Source organism: Psychrobacter glaciei, from assembly GCF_014652895.1.
In the GTDB taxonomy this organism is placed as follows: domain Bacteria; phylum Pseudomonadota; class Gammaproteobacteria; order Pseudomonadales; family Moraxellaceae; genus Psychrobacter; species Psychrobacter glaciei.
In genome coordinates, this window is sequence record NZ_BMZR01000008.1 from 67,881 (window position 1) to 87,296 (window position 19,416).

Sequence of the window (19,416 nt, forward strand, 5' to 3'; positions counted from 1 at the left end):
CCGTCCTAAAATATGTTTAGAGATTAAGCGGACAGTACCCGTTTGGCAATCTCTTTATAATCTTGCGGCATGAGTCGTGGGCCAAATTGTTGAATCACTTGTGCGGACACTTCGCTGGCAAGATGACCACATTCTGGTAAGGTGTACTGCTGCGATAACGCGTATAAGAACGCCCCTGCATAGTTGTCGCCAGCCCCATTGGTATCGATGACATTGGCAACGACTGGCGTAGCAATATCATATACCACAATCTCTGACTCGGCATCAGGTTTATGGGCGATAACCGCCCCTTTTTCGCCATCCGTCACTACCGCAATTTGGCAATGCTCAAGTAAGGCACGCGCGGCTGCTTTGACTTGTTTTTTATCCGTAAAGAGCTTGGCTTCTTCACTATTACAAAATATCACTGCCACTTTATTGCCCAGCATATTGAGCAAACCGTCTTTGGCAAATTTAACCACCGCTGGATCAGCGAAGCTCACCGCAATCTTTGCATTATGGATGCCAGCTTGCTGACGTAACTGAGTCATGGCTGGCTGGATGCCCTCGGACATGGCTAAATAGCCTTCTAGATATAACCAATCTGCTTGCGTTAGCGCATCAAAATCGACGTTATCAGCGACAATATCGCTTGAGGTGCCTAGATAAGTCTGCATGGTGCGTTCACCGTCTTCTGTAACGGCAACCACACAAGATCCAGTTACACCGCCTTCATGGATAGATTTGTCTGAGGTGGCGACGCCTGCTTCGTGCAAGTCCCTGAGGTAAAAGGCGCCTTGATCATCATCGCCCACACGGCAAGCATAAAACGGCTTGCCACCTAAGCTGGCAAAGGCGTACATGGTATTGGCTGCTGAGCCGCCACCCGCTTGTTTTGATGGCGCAATTTGTGCAAGTTGGAAATAGGCCAACAGCTGCTGCTGCTCTTCGATACCTGCCAAGGTCATATTGCCTTTGGTCAACTCTGTCTCTTCCAACGCTGCATCAGATAGCACATATTCGTGGTCAACCAAGGCATTCCCTATCGCCATTACATCGTACATTGCTTATTTCTCCTCAATTAAATTATAAACGCCTATCTTTTATAGTGGAAAGTCATTCGGCTTGTAGCTCAAGCAAACGCTGATAGAGGGCATTCTTTTTGACACCCGTGATATCGGACGCCAATGCAGCGGCTTTTTTGACCGATAAATCCTCTAACAATCTTTGCAATAATTTGTCATGGATGCTGATATCGTCAGTATCTTGTGCCGCATCAACGCCAGCGACCACCACGACTATTTCGCCACGCTGCTGATTATCATCTGCTTTGACAAACTCAACCAAATCGCCTAGTGTACTCTTACGGACGGTTTCAAAGGTTTTGGTCAATTCGCGGCAAAAAGCCACGTCGCGATCTGCGCCAAATATCGTCGCCATATCTTCTAAGCTGGTAATAATACGATGCGGTGCTTCATAAAATATCAATGTTTCGGTACGCGAGGTGAGGGCACTCAGTTGTTTTTGGCGACCATGGGTTTTCGCTGGTAAAAAACCAATAAAGCTAAAACGGTCTGACGGTAATCCCGCTACAGACAATGCCGCAATCGCCGCAGAAGCGCCAACGATAGGCGACACAGTAACCCCAGCAGCATGGGCAGCTTGCACCAATTGATATCCAGGGTCACTAACCAGCGGCGTACCGGCATCACTGATTAAGGCGACCGAATGACCTTGCTGAATCATCTCAATAATTTTAGGCGTTTGAATGGCGCTATTGTGCTCATGGTACGCCCAAAGCTTATTGTGTCCTTTTTGCTTACCTACAGCCTCAGAATCATCCAAGTTATTATGAGTGGCTGGCGCTTTGGTATCGTCCGTTTTACTGCTTTTGTTATCTTTAGTGTCGATGCCAAAATGCGACAACAGCTTACCCGAAGTGCGGGTGTCTTCGCAGGCAATGATAGCGACTTGCTTTAAGATATCAACCGCATGCGGTGTCATATCGGTAAGATTGCCAATCGGCGTGGCAACGATATATAGGCAAGCTGGCATCGCAGTAGGGGTAGACATAAAACCTCGAAGTATTAAAAACTGGAATTAAAAAATAAGGTGGCGCTGGCAATTATCATATATCGTTCAGGTAAATAGTGAACAATCAATAATGACAAAAGGGCGCAAAAGTGGTTAGTTTAGCATGTTGTGCTATGATAATTATGAAATGTTGACCAGACCCATGGACGTTATGGCAGATCATAAACCTTTGACCCTTACTTCACCAAAACAGCGCCAAGGCAGCCGCTTTGAACAACGAGCGTGTGAGTTTTTACAAGCGCAAGGATTACAGCTGATTGCACAAAACTGGCAGCAGCCTAAAGTTGGTGAGTTAGATTTAATAATGCTAGAGACGGGGCAGGCGTGGTCGACGCTGGTATTTATTGAAGTACGTCAGCGCCAGCATTCAGGTTTTGGTGATGCTGCGCTTAGCGTCACGGCAAGCAAACAACGTAAAGTTATAAAGACGGCTCGTTATTTTTTACAAGCGCACCCTGAGTATAGTCACTATGAGTGCCGCTTTGATGTGATTGCTTATGATACGAATAAAATTAATACTCACAGCAATGCTGCAAATAATACGGATAAAAATAACAGGGATTTTACGAATAAATCGAAGAGTCAGACAGAATGGTTAAAAGGCGCTTTTATAACCAGCGCATGGTAATGGTGCGTTTTGACTGCGTTACCAAACAGGCAAAGAAAGTACGACCCCATGTTATCGTTACCAAAAACCTAACCGCCCACCGTAAAAATTAAGTAAAGTGATTGAAAGAAAATGGCTAGTCGTAGAAACAACGACGTTAGCGATTACTCAGTCGATAATTCTTATTTTGATATTTGATATTTACTCAGTTAAAACGGCTAAACCAATTGATCTCATATAATCGTCACCATCATGCTTTAAGAGGTAAATAATGACACGGATGCATTTGCGCACTGCTATTTTTGGTTCATCACGTCGCACAGCGATAGGCGTTATGCTAATGACTGGTCTCGTTCTCGTCAGTACAGGTTGTAGCACCAATTATCTGACCAATAGTACTGAGGGCACCTATGGCGTGCCAATGACTGAGCGTACGATTCCACAGCGTCTGCTCGATCGCAGTATTGAGCATACGGTCAAAATCAATGTCTATGGGCTCAAAGAAGACCTACAGCAAAGCAGCCGTATGGGTATTGATAGTTTTAACAGTGAAGTGTTATTGACAGGCGAAGTACCAACTGAGGCAATCAAAGCAGAAGTCGAAAAAGTTGTCAGCTCCATGCCAGATGTGCGCCGTGTCTACAACGAGCTGAATGTTAGTGCCTCTAAGGGTTATAGCTCAACCGTTCACGATGGTTATATCACCTCAAAGCTATTGGCAAAAGTCGCAGCGAATGACGGTGTCAAAGCCTCACAAATCAAAGCGGTGACTGATAATGGTGTGGTCTATATTATGGGGCGCATGACGCCTACCCAACAAAGCCATTTGATTGATATCGCTAACGACACAATCGGTATAACAGAGCTGGTATTGCTGACCACCGTCGTCGATGATAGAGGGGTGAAGTTGGCTGAAGACGATATTATGTATGAAAATAATTTGGCCAATCCTACGATGGTGCCTGCTATTGACTCTAATGTAGCGTCTAACTCTAACTCTAATGTAAACAACACTGTGACGCCTAATGCTACTAGTACTGCGACACCTATTGTCATAACAGAGGAAGGGGAGTCGGTTAATCAGCCGTCATCCAGCCCTTATATTGATCTTTATCAGGGTCAATAAGTATTTAATCAATAAGCGCACTGTTAAGTAATCACAATAATCCTAAACAGTGGCAACAGTAAAAGCACGATAATGCTTCAGCCAGCCAGTAAGATATAAAAAGTAAAAAACAACTGTGACAGCGTGAGGCTCATTCATCATAAAACGTCGTTATGTTTTAAGGTGAATCAAGTACAGAACCCATACGGCTGTTATAAGGCAATCCACTGTTGATTGAAAATAAATATAATAGGAATACTGGCTATGAAGGATTCAAACACACGCTCTCCAGCTATTGATTCACGCAATACCGAACAACCAAATATTAAAACCCGCACGCTCAAACTCTCAGGGGCAGGGGTTACTGCTGCATTGGCGATAGGCGGCATTGCACTCGCTGCGCAAAATGCACAAGCTTTGTCACCACTTGCTGTAGTCAATGGTATTACGTCAAGTGGCGGTGTTGGCGTCAGTAAAAACATTCTATATGGTGATGAGCCATCGCAAGACTTAGATATTTATTATCCCAAGCCATTGGCACAAGCGATGAAAGCCCAGAGCGCTATCAACGACAGTTATCCAATGGTGGTTTTTGTCCATGGTGGGTCGTGGGAGAGTGGTAATAAAGAACAGTACGCCTTTGTCGGTCAAAGCTTGGCGCAGGCAGGCTATGTCACCGCCGTGATTAATTATCGCAAAGCACCTGAACATGTGTATCCTGATTATGTCGAAGATGCGGCACAAGCGATTGCTTGGAGCATCGACAATGCAACCAGTCTGCATGCCGATCCAAAGCGCTTGGCGGTGGTCGGACATTCTGCTGGTGCATTCAATGCGGTTGCTGCTGTTGCCAATGAGGATTTTTTAGCGCCTTATGGTGTTAAGCCAAAAGACATTAAAGCGGTGGTCGGTATTGCTGGTCCTTATAGTTATGACTTTCGTAAATTTGACAGCGCAACAGCCTTTGCTGCTGATGCCACGCCAGACGAGGTAATGCCAGATCGTCAAATCAAAGGTGAGCAGCCCCCTTATCTATTGCTGACTGCCGAAAAAGACAAAGTGGTGTATGCAACCAATACGATTAAAATGACCAAAGCGCTGCAAGAAGCCGGTGTTACTGTGGAAAACGGTGAAATCAAAGGGGCTAGCCATGCCACCAGTATCGGTGCGATGGCACCGCCGCTACGATGGGTCAATGATGTGCGTGCGCAAGTATTAACGTACTTGGATAAAAAGCTTAAATAGTCAGGTCTGCTAATACTGCGCCTATTTAAATATTTGGCATTTAACCGTGTTGTTAGTGCTGGTTTAATCGCTTAGGCGCAGTTGCGTAAGACAGTACTGTAAGATGCTTCAACTCTTGTTATAATGTCGTCACTTTACCTCTATACCCTATCTGAAACTTTAAGGCAGAATATTTTATGAGCATGAACGCTGACGATTTGATTGCATTTTTACAGACTCACTTCCCAGACGCTTTTATTCAAGCTGCCAATCAAGGTAATAAGTTTGATGTACGCGTGGTTGATGCCAGTTTTGAGGGCAAACGCGCCGTCCAACGTCAGCAAGCGATCTATGCGCTAGTCAATGACAAGATTGCCAGTGGTGATATTCATGCGCTCAATATTCAAGCGCTGACGCCTGCTGAATGGGATGTTCAGTCAAAAGGTTAAATTTTTTATATACGATTGGCTTGCACAGAACGGATTGTTTTAACGATTATTACAATGATTGGTTCGATAAGTCTGATTTTCACTATTTTTAATACTCATCGCTAGGTTGTCACTTCTATGGATCAATTTTTAATCACTGGTAGTAGTCGTATCGCAGGGGAAGTTACTATCTCAGGCGCCAAAAATGCTGCTTTGCCATTACTGGCAGCTATGATATTGGCCGAGACCCCAACGACATTGCACAATGTGCCCTCATTACAAGATGTGCGGACGTTGATTGAATTGATCGGTGGCATGGGTATCAAAATCCAAAAGCAGGACGATACCGTTACCTGTGATACCAAGAATATCGATAACTTCTATGCACCGTATGATTTGGTAAAGACCATGCGTGCCTCGATTTTAGTCCTTGGGCCATTGCTGGCACGTTTTGGCGAGGCAGAAGTCTCATTGCCCGGCGGCTGTGCGATTGGGTCACGTCCTGTCGACCAACATCTAAAAGCCTTTGAGGCGATGGGTGCTGAGATTAGTGTCGAGAATGGCTATGTAAAAGCACAAGCGCCAAAAGGTGGCAAGCTGATTGGCTGTAACTACTCTTTTGACATGGTGACCGTTGGCGGTACTGAAAACGTCATTATGGCAGCGGCTTTAGCCAAAGGCACGACTGTTCTTGGCAACTGTGCGCTTGAGCCAGAAGTGGTTGATTTGGCTAATATGTTGGTCGCGATGGGTGCCAAAATAAGCGGTATTGGTACCTCGATCATGACCATCGAAGGCGTTGAACGCTTGCACGGTTGTGAGTATTCAGTGGTGCCGGATCGTATCGAAACTGGCTCTTACCTTGCTGGCGCGTTGATGACTCGCGGCGATGTATTGACCAAAAACACTTCTGCACTATTATTAACGCCTGTGCTAGAGAAATTCGAAGACATGGGGGCGGTGATTACCAGTGGCGATGATTGGATTCGCGCCCAAATGAAGGGTCGTCCACTGCCTGTTGATATCCGTACCCAGCCACACCCTGGCTTTCCCACCGACATGCAAGCGCAAGTCATGGCGATTGCCTGCTTAGCGAATGGCACCAGTACTTTCATCGAAAATATCTTTGAAAACCGCTATATGCATGTGCCTGAGCTCAATCGTTTAGGCGCATCTATTCAAGTAGATGGTCATACTGCTGTGGTTAAAGGCGTCGAAAACTTCACGGCTGCCCCTGTCATGGCGACTGATCTACGTGCGTCTATGTCATTGGTGATGGCGGCGGCGACTGCTGAAGGTGAAAGCTTAATCGACCGTATTTATCATATCGATCGTGGCTATGAGCATGTTGAAGAAAAACTGCGTGCGCTTGGGGTTAATATCGAACGTATCAATACCAACGATTAAACCAGCGATTAAGCTTGATTGGTGTTATAAATTAAAAAATCCTCTTTAGTGAGGATACTCACTGTACATGGACACGATGTCATTATGACTGAAGCAAGCAACAATCTACCGAGTAATGGTTTATTAAACGAAGTAAATGATGAGTTTTCAGGCTTAACACTGGCCTTATCAAAAGGCCGTATTCTAGAAGAGACCATGCCATTGCTACGCGCAGCTGGTGTTGAGTTGCTAGAAGATCCTGAAGCCTCACGCAAACTTATTTTCCCGACCTCAAATCCTAATGTACGTGTTTTGATTCTGCGTGCCAGCGATGTACCAACCTACGTTGAACACGGTGCTGCTGACTTTGGGGTAGCGGGCAAGGATGTGTTGCTAGAGCATGGTGCCAATCATGTCTATGAGTTGCTTGATTTGAAAATTGCTCAATGCAAGCTGATGACCGCTGGCGTAAAAGATGCGCCACTGCCCAATCGCCGCCTACGTATCGCCACCAAGTATGTCAATGTTGCCCGTGCTTACTTTGCCAGTCAAGGTCAGCAAGTCGATGTCATTAAGCTATACGGTTCGATGGAGCTTGCCCCATTAGTCGGTTTGGGTGATTTAATCGTCGATGTGGTCGATACAGGTAATACCTTGCGCGCCAATGGTCTGGAAGCTCTCGATCATATTTGTGATGTGTCATCACGTTTGATTGTCAATCAGGTCAGCTACAAGCGCAAATTTGCGCTACTTGAGCCGATCTTGGATAGCTTTAAAGACAGCGTTGCTAGCAACTCATAAAACAGAAATGCATAAAGATGCCTATCATCGATAATATGAAGTATGTATTGATAATATAAAGCATGGTCATGCAGATTTTTAAACCAGTTTAGCGCTCTATGATAGACATAGCATGCTAAACTGGTTTTATTGTGTTGGCTTGTCAAATAGTAAGTGTTCAGTATAATCTGAATAAAATAATTATAGATAAGCTGACGAAAGCTTTTGCCACATTTATACCATTGGCTTTATTTTTCCATCGTTTATTTTTTAGCAGTATTTTATGCCCAGACATAGGATGAGGTCATGCGCCAGTTAAGTACCCAAGATGCCAGTTTTGATAGTGAATTGACACAGTTGCTTGCTTTTGAAACGGTCAATGATGCCGATTTACTAAAAACCGTTGATGATATCATCGCCCGAGTGCGCCACGATGGCGATAGCGTCGTATTGGCGTTAACCCAGCAGTTTGACCAGCATCCAGCGACGACAATGCAAGAGCTCGAGCTCTCTAAAGAATCACTTGCTGAGGCGTTTGCCAATCTTGATGAAAAAGTAAAAACAGCATTGACGACGGCAGCGACACGGGTACAGACCTTCCATGAGCGCCAAGTACAAGAAACTTGGCAATACGAAGATGAGCTGGGCAATCGTTTAGGTCAAAAAGTCACGCCACTTGATCGCGTCGGTATCTATGTACCCGGTGGTCTGGCGTCTTACCCATCCTCTGTATTGATGAATGCTATTCCTGCCAAAGTAGCTGGTGTTAATGAAGTGATCATGGTGGTACCTGCGCCTAAAGGTATACTCAATCCATTGGTATTGGCAGCAGCACATTTGGCACAAGTTGACCGTGTCTTTACCATCGGCGGTGCGCAAGCAGTGGCGGCATTGGCGTACGGTACTGAAACGATTCCAGCGGTAGATAAAATCACCGGACCTGGTAACAAGTACGTGGCAGCGGCGAAGCGTGCGGTATTTGGGCAAGTTGGTATCGATATGATTGCTGGTCCTTCTGAAGTATTGGTGTACGCAGAGGGCGAGGCGCAAGATCGCGCTGATTGGCTAGCGATGGATTTATTGTCACAAGCTGAGCATGACCGTATCGCCCAAGCCATCTTTGTCACGACCAGTGAACAGCAGCTCGCAGAAGTGGCCGCTGAAATTGAAAAAGCACTGGCAGAATTACCAAAAGCTGATATCGCTCGTGATTCGCTAAAAAACCGTGGTGCGTTGATACTAGTAAAAGATAGAGCTGAAGGGTTGGCGCTCATTAATCGTATTGCCCCTGAGCATTTAGAGTTGTCTGTTGATAATCCTGATGCGCTATTAAGTGACATTCGTCATGCTGGGGCTATTTTCATGGGACGTCACACGCCTGAAGCGATTGGTGACTATTGCGCAGGGCCCAATCATGTGTTGCCAACATCTGGCACCGCACGTTTTTCTTCGCCACTCGGCGTTTATGATTTCCAAAAGAAGTCTTCAATTATTTATTGTAGTGAAGCAGGCAGCAAGCCATTGGCTGAAACGGCAGATATTTTAGCGCAGCGTGAGGACTTAGAAGCCCATGCACGTTCAGCTCGCTATCGTTATCAGTAAGATAGCTTGGATGGTTTAAGAGTTGTTTTTGACATTTTTTTAGACATTTACTTTTAATAGTCTTCGTGGCTAATTTTAGGATAATTTATGAGTGAGTCAAAGATAGATACCAGACTTTGGTCATCTAAAGCACGTAACTTGTCACCTTATGTCCCTGGTGAGCAGCCGCAACACGACAATTTATGTAAATTAAATACCAATGAAAACCCATTCCCACCCTCACCGAAAGTAGGGGAGGCAATCGCAAAGGTTTTAGAGCAGCAAGCGGATGATTTACGCTTGTATCCTGCGCCCGAATCTGATGATTTGCGTGCCGCATTGGCACAGCTTTATAGTATTGAAGCAAACCAAGTCTTTGTCGGTAACGGTTCAGACGAGGTGTTGGCGCTCGTTTTTGCCAGTTTTTTCCTAAAAGAGCGTCCTGTGTTAGCCCCTGATATCAGCTATAGTTTTTACCCTGTATATGCGCAGACTTTTGGTATCGATTTGATACAAATTGCGCTAGAAGAGGATTTTAGTATCGACCCTGATGCATATCGTCAGCCTTGCAGTGGTATCATCATTGCCAATCCTAATGCGCCAACCGGTTTATTATTATCGCTTGATGACATTCGTAAGCTGGCGGGCGAGCACACTAATGCAGTGATTGTGATTGATGAGGCGTATATTGATTTTGCTGGGGCAGCTGATGGCAGCTCAGATTCAGAAGTTTCAGCAGTGAGCTTAATCAATGAGTTTGACAACATTCTTGTGACGCAAACCTTTTCGAAATCACGCTCACTCGCGGGTTTACGCGTCGGTATGGCCTTTGGAAATATCTCATTAATCGAAGCACTGACACGCATGAAGAATAGCTTTAATAGCTATCCACTCGATAAACTGGCGCAAGCTGGGGCGACGGCCAGTGTCTTAGATACTGAATATTTTGAGCAGACGCGTCAGCAGGTTATTGACCTGCGTGAGTCACTAACAGCAGACTTAGTGGCATTGGATTATCAAGTGCTGCCGTCACATGCCAACTTTGTATTTGTGCGTCCAAAAGAGGGTAATGCGAGTGCGGTAGCGAATGCGTTACGAGAGCAAGGCATCATCGTCCGTCATTTTGACAAACCCCGCATCAGTGAGTACCTACGTATTACGACCGGTACGGCTGAGCAAAACAACCGTTTAATCGATGCTTTGCAAGCATTGCAGAAAAAGGCTGAAATCGTTGCTGATTAATATCTCGTTCGCGGTTTTGATGGTTTGAAATTGTAGTAATAAAAAATCCTGCTCAACATAACGTTAGCAGGATTTTTTAGTCGCCTTTTTGAATGACGCTTAAGTGTGTTTATAGAGATGTTCTTGACTTAAGACACTTAACAGATTACCTACCTTATCGAGACATTCTTGATATTCTGCATCACAATCAGAAGCGACAGTAATACCACCGCCTGCCCATAAACTGACTTCTCTAGCGCCGATCAACGATTCATTTGCTTGCAGGGTACGAATGAGTACATTCCATTGACCACTACCATCAAAGTTCATATAGCCCATGGTACCGCAATAAGCACCACGTGGTGCAGTTTCCAGTTCAGATATAATCTCAACCGCCCGCTTTTTTGGTGTGCCGGTAATAGAGCCAGCAGGCAAGCTGCCAAATAATACGGCTAATGGATGCGTATCTGGCTTTAACTCAGCCGTGATGGTACTAACCATATGATGCACATTGCTAAAGGTCTCAATCGCAAATAACTGCGGCACTTTTACGCTACCAGTTTTGGCATATTTACCCAAATCATTGCGCAATAAATCAACGATCATGACGTTTTCGGCACGATCTTTTTCACTATCGATCAGTTGCTGTTTATAAGCATTATCTTGTGCAGTATTCAATCCGCGCGGCATCGTTCCTTTGATCGGTTTGGTGCGAATATGATGTTTGCCGGTGTTAGTGTCTTTTGTAAAAGTAAAAAATAACTCAGGTGAGCAGCTCAATAATTCGAACGGATGCAATGACGTATGGTCTTTGATGTTCTGGTTAAAGTGATTAGCGGCTAAGTACCCTGCAAAGGGAGCTTTTGTATTCCGATGTAGGGCAGGTAAATAATCAATAAGCATCGGTAAAATGCCATCATCGTTGAGGTTGTTATCAAAAGAACCTTGCCATTCTTGGGTCAGATTGATTTGATAGCAGTCGCCCTGCTGTAGATAATCTTGGGTTTTTGCAAAAGCCCTTTGATAATCATTTTTATGCCAGCGCTCGTTCAATATTAAGGGCGCTAACGATGATGCACTGTCATTAGAGGGTTTTTTTCTATTGAATAATTCATGGTCTAGCATGTCTAAATACGATATAAGCGTTGATAGTATTGCGTCTATTGCCTCGCTATCAGTATTTAAACCTAGTGTATTTAGTCTCCAGCCATTTTCTTTATCAGACGGGGTTAGGTAGATATCGTAATGACCTAATACCGCACAAGGCTGCGCTGCTAGCTCGATATTTGCAGCTGGGCTGAGCTCATGAGCAGCAATATCATAACCGATAAAGCCTATCAGACCATGATGATAACTTGGCTTCTCATTTACATCGCTTGCTGGCTTTGAGTCTTTATTAGCATTCTCACAAGCTTGGCTATAAGCAATTAATTCATCCTGCCATTTAGCATAGCTCATATATGTCGTTGTTGACGTAGGGCTATCATCAAGACAAGAACCACGGCAATTTTTAATAACTTTATAAGCGCCTGACGGATCGTCAGTTGGCTTATTATTGGTAGCATCATAGTGGACGGACCAGCTTACTTTAGGGAGCAAACCAATCACTGGTCGGTCATCATTATTTAGCCAAACCAATTGCCAGTTGGCTTCAGTATCTTTTGCTATTAGATAACTTTGCAGTTGTGGTATTAATTCGGCAGCCGTTAGCTCACCAAAACGCCAGCTAGGTTGAGTAGCTGGCGATAGGGCAGAAACTGTCTGCTCAGTATTCTTATGATTTTCTGCGGGCATAGTTTACGCGTCAAACTTTTTGATAATTAAGGTAGCATTCGTACCACCAAAGCCAAAGCTATTACTCATCAAGGTTTCAAGATTGGCATCACGTTTTTCGGTGACGATATCAAAGCCTTCAGCCGCAGGGTCTAAGTTTTCAACATTAATACTTGGCGCGATAAAGCCTTCTTGTAGCATCAATAGGCAATAGATTAATTCTTGCGCACCGACGGCACCCAAGCTATGACCGGTCATTGACTTGGTCGAGCTGATAGGCGGTACTTTGCTGAGATCATTATCAAATACTTTAGCAATCGCTTTAAGCTCAGTGATATCACCTAGTGGCGTACTCGTACCGTGGCTGTTGATATAATCGACGCTTTCTAGACCAGCTTCGGCTAGTGCTTGCTGCATACAGCGTACAGCGCCTTCACCGCTTGGTGCGACCATTTCTGCACCATCAGAGCTGGCACCGTAGCCGACGATTTCAGCCAATATATTGGCATCGCGTGCTTGAGCATGTTCTAGGCTTTCTACAACAACCATCGCGCCACCAGCAGCAATCACAAAACCATCACGGTCTTTGTCATAAGCTCTTGAGGCAAGTTTTGGCGTGTCATTATACTGAGTACTAACTGCGCCCATCGCATCAAACATACAAGACTGCGTCCAGTGTTCCGCTTCACTACCACCAGCGAGGACGATATCGGCTTTGCCTAACTGAATAAGCTCAGCGGCATGACCGATACAATGCGTTGACGTCGCGCAAGCAGAGGCAAGAGAGTAGGACACTCCTTGAATTTTTAGACCAGTGGCTAATGCGGCGGATACCGAGCTGCCCATGGTTTTTGGTACTGCCATCGCACCGACACCGCGCAGACCTTTTTCACGCATCGCATCTATGGCATTGACGATATTTTCTGTCGATGCGCCGCCCGAGCTGGCTACGACGCCCACTCGTGGATTGCTATTGATAGTCTCAAGCGATAAGCCAGCGTGCTCAATCGCATTTAGGGCGCTGACATATGCATAAAGGCTGGCATCACTAAAGAAGCGCTTTAACTTACGATCTATAGCGGAGGTGTCGAGTTCTGCTTTATCGATACTGCCACTAATGTGTGATTTAAATTCATGTTCAGCATAAGAGTCATTAAATGTAATGCCAGACTGCCCTTGCTTAAGAGCGGCAGTAACCGTGGCTAAGTCATGTCCGATACAAGAGACAATCCCTGCTCCAGTGATAACAACGCGGCGCATATTCTATTCCTTATTAATAACGATTTTTGATAATTACCTTTAATAATCGCTTTTGAGTCCATCATTCTATTATGTAGCGGTTGGCATGGCTGTTTTGTGATAGCAGCAGCTGGTTAAAGGTAGTCTAGACAATTAAATAATGTTAACTCTAAAAAGTTTTTAACTTTTAAAGGCTACTTAACTTCTAAAGGTTTCTTTAAAGTGATTGTTTTTATCATCATAGAACCAAATACATGATCGCCAGCTAATGCCTTAGCCTATGTCATATGATAACGTATCAAGGATTCAAAATCTTTGGATAAGTGCAAAATAACCACAAAACATTGATTGCGGTTAAAAGTAGCCATGACAGACTTTTTTGCGATATGATAATCGTGGTTTTAGCCGTTAAGATACCGCTATTTTTATACAGATAAAAGTAGGGCAGAGACGCAGGAAAAGGTCGATAACTACGAATAAGCTGTACTTTTAGATACAAAATTTGTGAGCGCGATAACATTGTTCGCACTGACAGCTGTTTGCCTCATTGGCTAAAATGACCCATTCATTACTACTATAAAAAATGACCAATCATCATATTAAGGACATAACGATGGCAAAGCGTAGCACTCTCTCTAAGGGTATCAATACTATTGGCTATTTTGCTCGCAACAACCTAGAACGTATGGGTGCAGCGATTGATAGCATGAATGCAAAGACGGGTAAACCGAGTCATTACAAAGCGGTAGATTTAGGTGATGAAGACTATCAGCAAGATTTATTTCGTGAACAAACTCTAAAGGCGACTCAGCAATTATTAGGCACTCGTTTTGCCACCTATGGTAAGTATGCCAAAAAAGTAGTGCCGAATAGCCTATTTCAATCGACAGTTGATGGCGCTTTTGCGCAAATTGCTAAGCTCGCCGCTACTTGGAGTCAAATTGACCTGCCCAATGAGCATCGTTTTGCCAACGTTGCAAGTTTAGACGATGAAGAGCGTTATGCACTGGCGACCGATATTGCCAATCAAAACCGTGCGCTTGCTACGATTGGTGGCTTAACGGGCTTGGCTGGATTACCAGGTTTGCTGGCTGATACTTTATGGTTATTGCTGGTGTCTTTGCGTACTGTTTATCAATTGGCTGCGGTTTATAATAAGCCGTTGACAGGCAAGCAAGGCGTCAAGATGGCATATGAGCTGCTTGCCAATGCTGACCTAAGTAAGATGCAAGAAAAACAAGCGCTGCTTGCTGGTATTGGTATCGGTAAAGGCTTGCTGGACAACGCGCAAAGCAATGGTCTGCATAGTGAGCTTAAAAACCTAGGCCTTAAAAACAAAAATGTGAATTTCTATGCTGAACAAGTAGACAATATTGCCAGTCAGGTAGGTATCGATCTTGATCAGATTAATTTATCATGGATACGTCGTTTTTTACCAGGCACTGCGGTAGTGGTAGGCATGCGTTATAACAGCCAACTCATTGACGAAGTGATCGGTGTGGCGCAAGCGACTTTTGCCCCAGAAGCCAAACTTGCCAATCGTGCGATTACCGATGATAGCGGTAGCGAGGAAGAGGTGAGCAAAACCGCCAGCAATGATGAGAAAGGTGCTGATAAAAGTACTGATAAAAGTACTGATAGCAAAAATGCTGATGATAAAAGCAACGATGAGCGCAAAGACCCAAAAGACAAAGAGAGCAAAAAAGACAACTCAAACAAATCGTCAGACAGCAAATCAAAAAGCACAGACAAAGCAGTAGATAAGCAAAATAAGTAAATTGAAACAACCGTCCATATTTAAATGTAGCGATATTGTCTTAGCTGTCTTGAAAAGTAAGATAATATCGCCATTTAATCGTCACGAACTGCCAGGCATTTATCTCTAAACACCTTTTATTGATAATGCTTGTGTTCATAGTATGTAAGTCTGCCAACACCACCATATTTAACGTCTTGTTTTTCAGCTATTTTTCAGTGCAGAACAGATAAAGTGTTATAGTGGTAGGCTTAATGCATATATATCGAATGTTGTAAAGTAAAACAACTCATAAGTGGTTGAATTAGCAGCAACAACTCTTTATAATATACTGTCCTAAAAATGGGTGTGCCGAAATCTGCGAATTGCGTCAGATCGATGGTGCATTTCCCCATTTTTTTGTTTTATACCAAACGGGAGAAGGATGCCTTATGGCAACAACTAACCAATTGATTCGCAAGGGTCGCAAAACCATCAAGGAAAAGTCAAAAGTTCCTGCGTTGCAAGCGTGCCCACAACGTCGCGGTGTATGTACTCGTGTATATACTACCACGCCTAAAAAACCTAACTCAGCCATGCGTAAAGTATGTCGTGTACGTTTGACTTCAGGCTATGAAGTATCAAGCTACATTGGCGGCGAAGGTCATAACCTACAAGAGCACAGTGTTGTTCTTATCCGCGGTGGTCGTGTAAAAGATCTACCAGGTGTACGTTATCACACTGTTCGCGGTGCACTAGATTGCGCAGGCGTTAAAGACCGTAGACAAGGTCGTTCTAAGTATGGTGCCAAGAAGCCTAAAGCTTAATATTAGCTTAGCTTATTTGCATCACCCAATAACTGTGCATGGGTTTGGTGTCAACAGTAGTATTGGTTAATATAAATTACTTTATATTGGCTAGCTACACCTAAACATACCACCATGCAGTAAGGCTAACTGACAACTCATTACTATGTCCTATGATGACGAGTATGATGTTGTGAATGTTGGACACTCCTGAAGACAAGGAAATTTATTATGCCAAGACGTCGCGTCGTTGCTACCCGTGAGATCCTACCGGATCCTAAGTTTGGTAGCCAAACTGTTGCAAAATTCATCAACCATGTAATGAGTCATGGTAAAAAATCTACTGCTGAGCGTATCGTTTACGGTGCCCTTGAGACAGTCAGTGAAAAACGTAAAATCGAAGATCCAGTATCTTTCTTTGAAGAAGTTTTAGAGAATGTACGCCCAATGGTAGAAGTAAAAGCTCGCCGTGTTGGTGGTGCTACCTATCAAGTACCAATGGAAGTACGCCCCTCCCGTCGTACTGCCTTGGCTATGCGTTGGTTAGCTGAAGCTGCTGCTAAGCGTTCTGAAAAATCAATGGCTTTGCGTTTGGCTGGCGAATTGAATGATGCCGCTGACGGCAAAGGCAACGCTATGAAGAAGCGTGACGAAGTTCACCGTATGGCAGATGCTAACAAAGCGTTCTCTCACTACCGTTTCTAGACTATTTTTTAGACTACTTGTTAAGAGTGGTTTTAAAGCAATAGTTTATGCTAGTTAATTATTTATTCTATTGATTGCCGCCATCCTCATCAGGTTATTGACATTTTTTCATCGTAAGATAATAAAATACTCACATAATCTGGATGGCGGACATCTGTCAAGATGCTGTCCTGAAAAGGATACTGTTCTTCATAGACAGCATCCCCAATTTGATGCCGCTATATTCTAAGTATTTGCTCTTTTTTTGTCCGTATTAGGCCCAATAATCAGTAAGTAATATTACGAAGTTGACTGCTTTGTCATAGAGTATGAGGTAGAGATACAACACATTAATATATACACGAATTTCCCTAGGAAAACACTATGGCTCGTAAAACTCCCCTAAAACGCTATCGCAATATCGGCATTTCTGCGCACATTGATGCTGGTAAGACGACCACGACAGAGCGTGTCTTATTCTATACCGGTGTTAGTCATAAAATTGGTGAAGTTCATGATGGCGCAGCCACCATGGATTGGATGGAGCAAGAACAAGAGCGCGGTATTACTATTACTTCAGCGGCGACTACTTGCTTCTGGTCAGGTATGGCTAAGCAGTTTGACGAACATCGTATCAACATTATTGACACCCCAGGTCACGTTGATTTCACGATTGAAGTTGAACGTTCTATGCGTGTACTTGATGGCGCTTGCATGGTTTACTGTGCAGTAGGCGGCGTTCAGCCACAGTCTGAGACCGTATGGCGTCAGGCTAATAAATATAAAGTTCCACGTCTTGCATTCGTAAACAAAATGGATCGCGTTGGTGCTGATTTTTATCGTGTTATCGATCAGATCAAAACTCGCTTAGGCGGCAAGCCAGTACCATTGGTTATTCCAATTGGTAAAGAAGATGCCTTTGAAGGCGTAGTGGATCTTGTGACTATGAAAGCCATCTATTGGGACGAAGCGTCTCAAGGTATGGAATATGACGAGCGCGAAATCCCAACAGAACTTCAAGAAAAAGCAGAAGAATATCGTGAGTATTTGGTAGAAAACGCTGCTGAAGCTTCTGAAGAACTCATGAATGAGTACCTTGAGAATGGCGAATTGACAGTAGATCAAATCAACACTGCTATCCGTCAATTGACTATCGATAACGAAATCATTCCACTACTTTGTGGTACTGCCTTTAAAAACAAAGGTGTACAGAAGATGTTGGATGCGGTTATTCAGTATCTGCCTGCACCAATAGATGTACCAGCTATTCGTGGTATTCTTGATGACAAAGAAGAAAGCGAAGGTACTCGTGAAGCATCAGACGACGCACCATTCTCAGCACTTGCTTTCAAAATCATGAATGATAAGTTCGTCGGTAACTTAACCTTCGTTCGTGTTTATTCAGGTGTTATCAAGCAAGGCGGCAGCGTTTATAACCCAGTTAAAATGAAGCGTGAGCGCGTTGGCCGTATCGTACAGATGATGGCAAACACGCAAGAAGAGCTTGAAGAAATCCGTACTGGTGATATCGCTGCATTGGTTGGTATGAAAGATGTAACGACTGGTGATACGCTATGTGACGAAAGCAATGTTATCACGCTTGAGCGCATGGAATTCCCAGATCCAGTTATCAGCCTAGCGGTTGAACCTAAGACCAAAGCTGACCAAGAAAGAATGTCAATCGCTTTAGGTCGTTTGGCTAAAGAAGATCCATCGTTCCGTGTACACACTGACGAAGAATCTGGTCAGACTATCATCAGTGGTATGGGTGAGCTGCATCTAGAGATTCTTGTGGATCGTATGAAGCGTGAGTTTAACGTTGAAGCCAACATCGGTGCGCCGCAGGTTGCTTATCGTGAGACGATTCGTGAGACGGTTGAACAAGAAGGCAAATTCGTACGTCAAACGGGTGGTCGTGGTAAGTTTGGTCACGTTTGGTTACGTCTTGAGCCTATGGATCCAGCTGGCGACGTTCTTTATGAATTCTCTGAAGAAGTTGTTGGTGGTACGGTACCAAAAGAGTTCCACGGTGCCGTTGATAAAGGTATTCAAGAGCGCATGAAAAATGGCGTACTTGCTGGCTATCCAATCGTTGGCGTAAAAGCGACATTGTATGACGGTTCTTATCATGACGTTGACTCGGATGAGCTATCATTCAAAATGGCTGGTTCTATCGCTTTCAAAAAAGGCTTCATGGCAGCAAACCCTGCACTACTTGAGCCAGTCATGAAAGTTGAAGTTGAGACACCTGAAGATTACATGGGCGACATCATGGGCGATTTAAACCGTCGTCGTGGTATGGTTCAAGGTATGGAAGATCTGCCTGGTGGCACTAAGCAAATCCGTGCAGAAGTACCATTAGCCGAAATGTTTGGCTATGCTACCCAAATGCGCTCAATGTCTCAAGGCCGTGCAACGTACTCAATGGAATTCCAAAAGTACGCTGAGATTCCAAAATCAGTAGCCGCTGACATCATCTCTAAGTTCAACTCTAAAGATGGCGACGAGTAAGTAAAGTCTATTTAATGGTGACAATATAGGGCAGGTCTCTATATTGTCATTGAATAATACGTCAATAATTGGTTAAAAGACTTGTTATTGGCCGTGATTTTCTTATAATATCTGCACATTAGTATGTGCGACCTTTTAACAATTATCTTAATGTGGTCAGGATTGTCTCAATTATTGTATTTATACTAGTTGAGCACTGCCCCCAAAAAAAGAGGAAATACCCATGGCAAAGGCCAAGTTTGAACGCAGCAAGCCACACGTCA

Annotated in this window: 16 protein-coding genes; 12 read left to right on the top strand and 4 right to left on the bottom strand. The window is 44.1% G+C overall.

What is annotated here, in order from left to right:
• Window positions 1–23: 23 nt before the first annotated feature.
• Together IE130_RS13125 and rsmI are read right to left on the bottom strand one after the other, a co-directional pair.
• On the bottom strand, window positions 24–1,043 hold the full coding sequence (locus IE130_RS13125; RefSeq protein ID WP_189586750.1) for an adenosine kinase: 1,020 nt from the start codon (window positions 1,041–1,043) through the stop codon (window positions 24–26).
• 52 nt (window positions 1,044–1,095) lie between these two features.
• On the bottom strand, window positions 1,096–2,052 hold the full coding sequence (gene rsmI / locus IE130_RS13130; RefSeq protein WP_189586753.1) for a 16S rRNA (cytidine(1402)-2'-O)-methyltransferase: 957 nt from the start codon (window positions 2,050–2,052) through the stop codon (window positions 1,096–1,098).
• 124 nt (window positions 2,053–2,176) lie between these two features.
• Between rsmI and IE130_RS13135 the strand changes: the two genes are divergently transcribed.
• The 8 genes from IE130_RS13135 to hisC all read left to right on the top strand — a co-directional run bounded on the left by IE130_RS13135 (window position 2,177) and on the right by hisC (window position 10,426).
• Window positions 2,177–2,701 (top strand): YraN family protein, encoded by a 525-nt coding sequence (locus IE130_RS13135; RefSeq protein ID WP_189586755.1) that lies wholly within the window; start codon window positions 2,177–2,179, stop codon window positions 2,699–2,701.
• A gap of 250 nt (window positions 2,702–2,951) precedes the next feature.
• Window positions 2,952–3,806, top strand: a complete 855-nt coding sequence (locus IE130_RS13140) for a BON domain-containing protein (protein ID WP_189586758.1) — start codon at window positions 2,952–2,954, stop codon at window positions 3,804–3,806.
• 243 nt (window positions 3,807–4,049) lie between these two features.
• Entirely contained in the window at window positions 4,050–5,030 is a 981-nt protein-coding gene (locus tag IE130_RS13145; RefSeq protein WP_189586761.1) for an alpha/beta hydrolase, read from the top strand.
• A gap of 176 nt (window positions 5,031–5,206) precedes the next feature.
• Complete coding sequence (locus IE130_RS13150) at window positions 5,207–5,458, top strand: BolA family protein (RefSeq protein WP_010200621.1); 252 nt, start codon at window positions 5,207–5,209, stop codon at window positions 5,456–5,458.
• 117 nt (window positions 5,459–5,575) lie between these two features.
• Window positions 5,576–6,844 (top strand): UDP-N-acetylglucosamine 1-carboxyvinyltransferase, encoded by a 1,269-nt coding sequence (murA, locus tag IE130_RS13155; protein ID WP_189586764.1) that lies wholly within the window; start codon window positions 5,576–5,578, stop codon window positions 6,842–6,844.
• An 84-nt stretch (window positions 6,845–6,928) separates the two neighbouring features.
• Window positions 6,929–7,624: an ATP phosphoribosyltransferase gene (gene hisG, locus IE130_RS13160; RefSeq protein WP_189586767.1), complete on the top strand. Its 696-nt coding sequence runs from the start codon at window positions 6,929–6,931 to the stop codon at window positions 7,622–7,624.
• A gap of 285 nt (window positions 7,625–7,909) precedes the next feature.
• Window positions 7,910–9,205, top strand: a complete 1,296-nt coding sequence (gene hisD / locus IE130_RS13165; protein WP_189586770.1) for a histidinol dehydrogenase — start codon at window positions 7,910–7,912, stop codon at window positions 9,203–9,205.
• Window positions 9,206–9,292: 87 nt separating this feature from the next.
• Complete coding sequence (gene hisC / locus IE130_RS13170; RefSeq protein WP_189586773.1) at window positions 9,293–10,426, top strand: histidinol-phosphate transaminase; 1,134 nt, start codon at window positions 9,293–9,295, stop codon at window positions 10,424–10,426.
• 99 nt (window positions 10,427–10,525) lie between these two features.
• Here hisC and IE130_RS13175 read toward each other — a convergent pair whose 3' ends face one another.
• Window positions 10,526–12,199 (bottom strand): anthranilate synthase component I family protein, encoded by a 1,674-nt coding sequence (locus IE130_RS13175; protein WP_189586776.1) that lies wholly within the window; start codon window positions 12,197–12,199, stop codon window positions 10,526–10,528.
• A gap of 3 nt (window positions 12,200–12,202) precedes the next feature.
• Complete coding sequence (locus IE130_RS13180) at window positions 12,203–13,438, bottom strand: beta-ketoacyl-ACP synthase II (protein WP_189586779.1); 1,236 nt, start codon at window positions 13,436–13,438, stop codon at window positions 12,203–12,205.
• Between the two features lie 592 nt (window positions 13,439–14,030).
• Here IE130_RS13180 and IE130_RS13185 point away from each other — a divergent pair.
• The 4 genes from IE130_RS13185 (at window position 14,031) to fusA (ending at window position 19,153) form a co-directional block, all read left to right on the top strand.
• Window positions 14,031–15,194 (top strand): EcsC family protein, encoded by a 1,164-nt coding sequence (locus IE130_RS13185; RefSeq protein ID WP_189586782.1) that lies wholly within the window; start codon window positions 14,031–14,033, stop codon window positions 15,192–15,194.
• Between the two features lie 410 nt (window positions 15,195–15,604).
• Entirely contained in the window at window positions 15,605–15,979 is a 375-nt protein-coding gene (rpsL, locus tag IE130_RS13190) for a 30S ribosomal protein S12 (RefSeq protein WP_010200611.1), read from the top strand.
• 210 nt (window positions 15,980–16,189) lie between these two features.
• Entirely contained in the window at window positions 16,190–16,663 is a 474-nt protein-coding gene (gene rpsG / locus IE130_RS13195; RefSeq protein WP_010200608.1) for a 30S ribosomal protein S7, read from the top strand.
• A gap of 363 nt (window positions 16,664–17,026) precedes the next feature.
• Window positions 17,027–19,153 carry an elongation factor G gene (fusA, locus tag IE130_RS13200; protein ID WP_189586785.1) on the top strand — a complete coding sequence of 709 codons (2,127 nt, stop codon included), beginning with the start codon at window positions 17,027–17,029 and terminating at the stop codon, window positions 19,151–19,153.
• The last annotated feature ends 263 nt before the right edge of the window (window positions 19,154–19,416 follow it).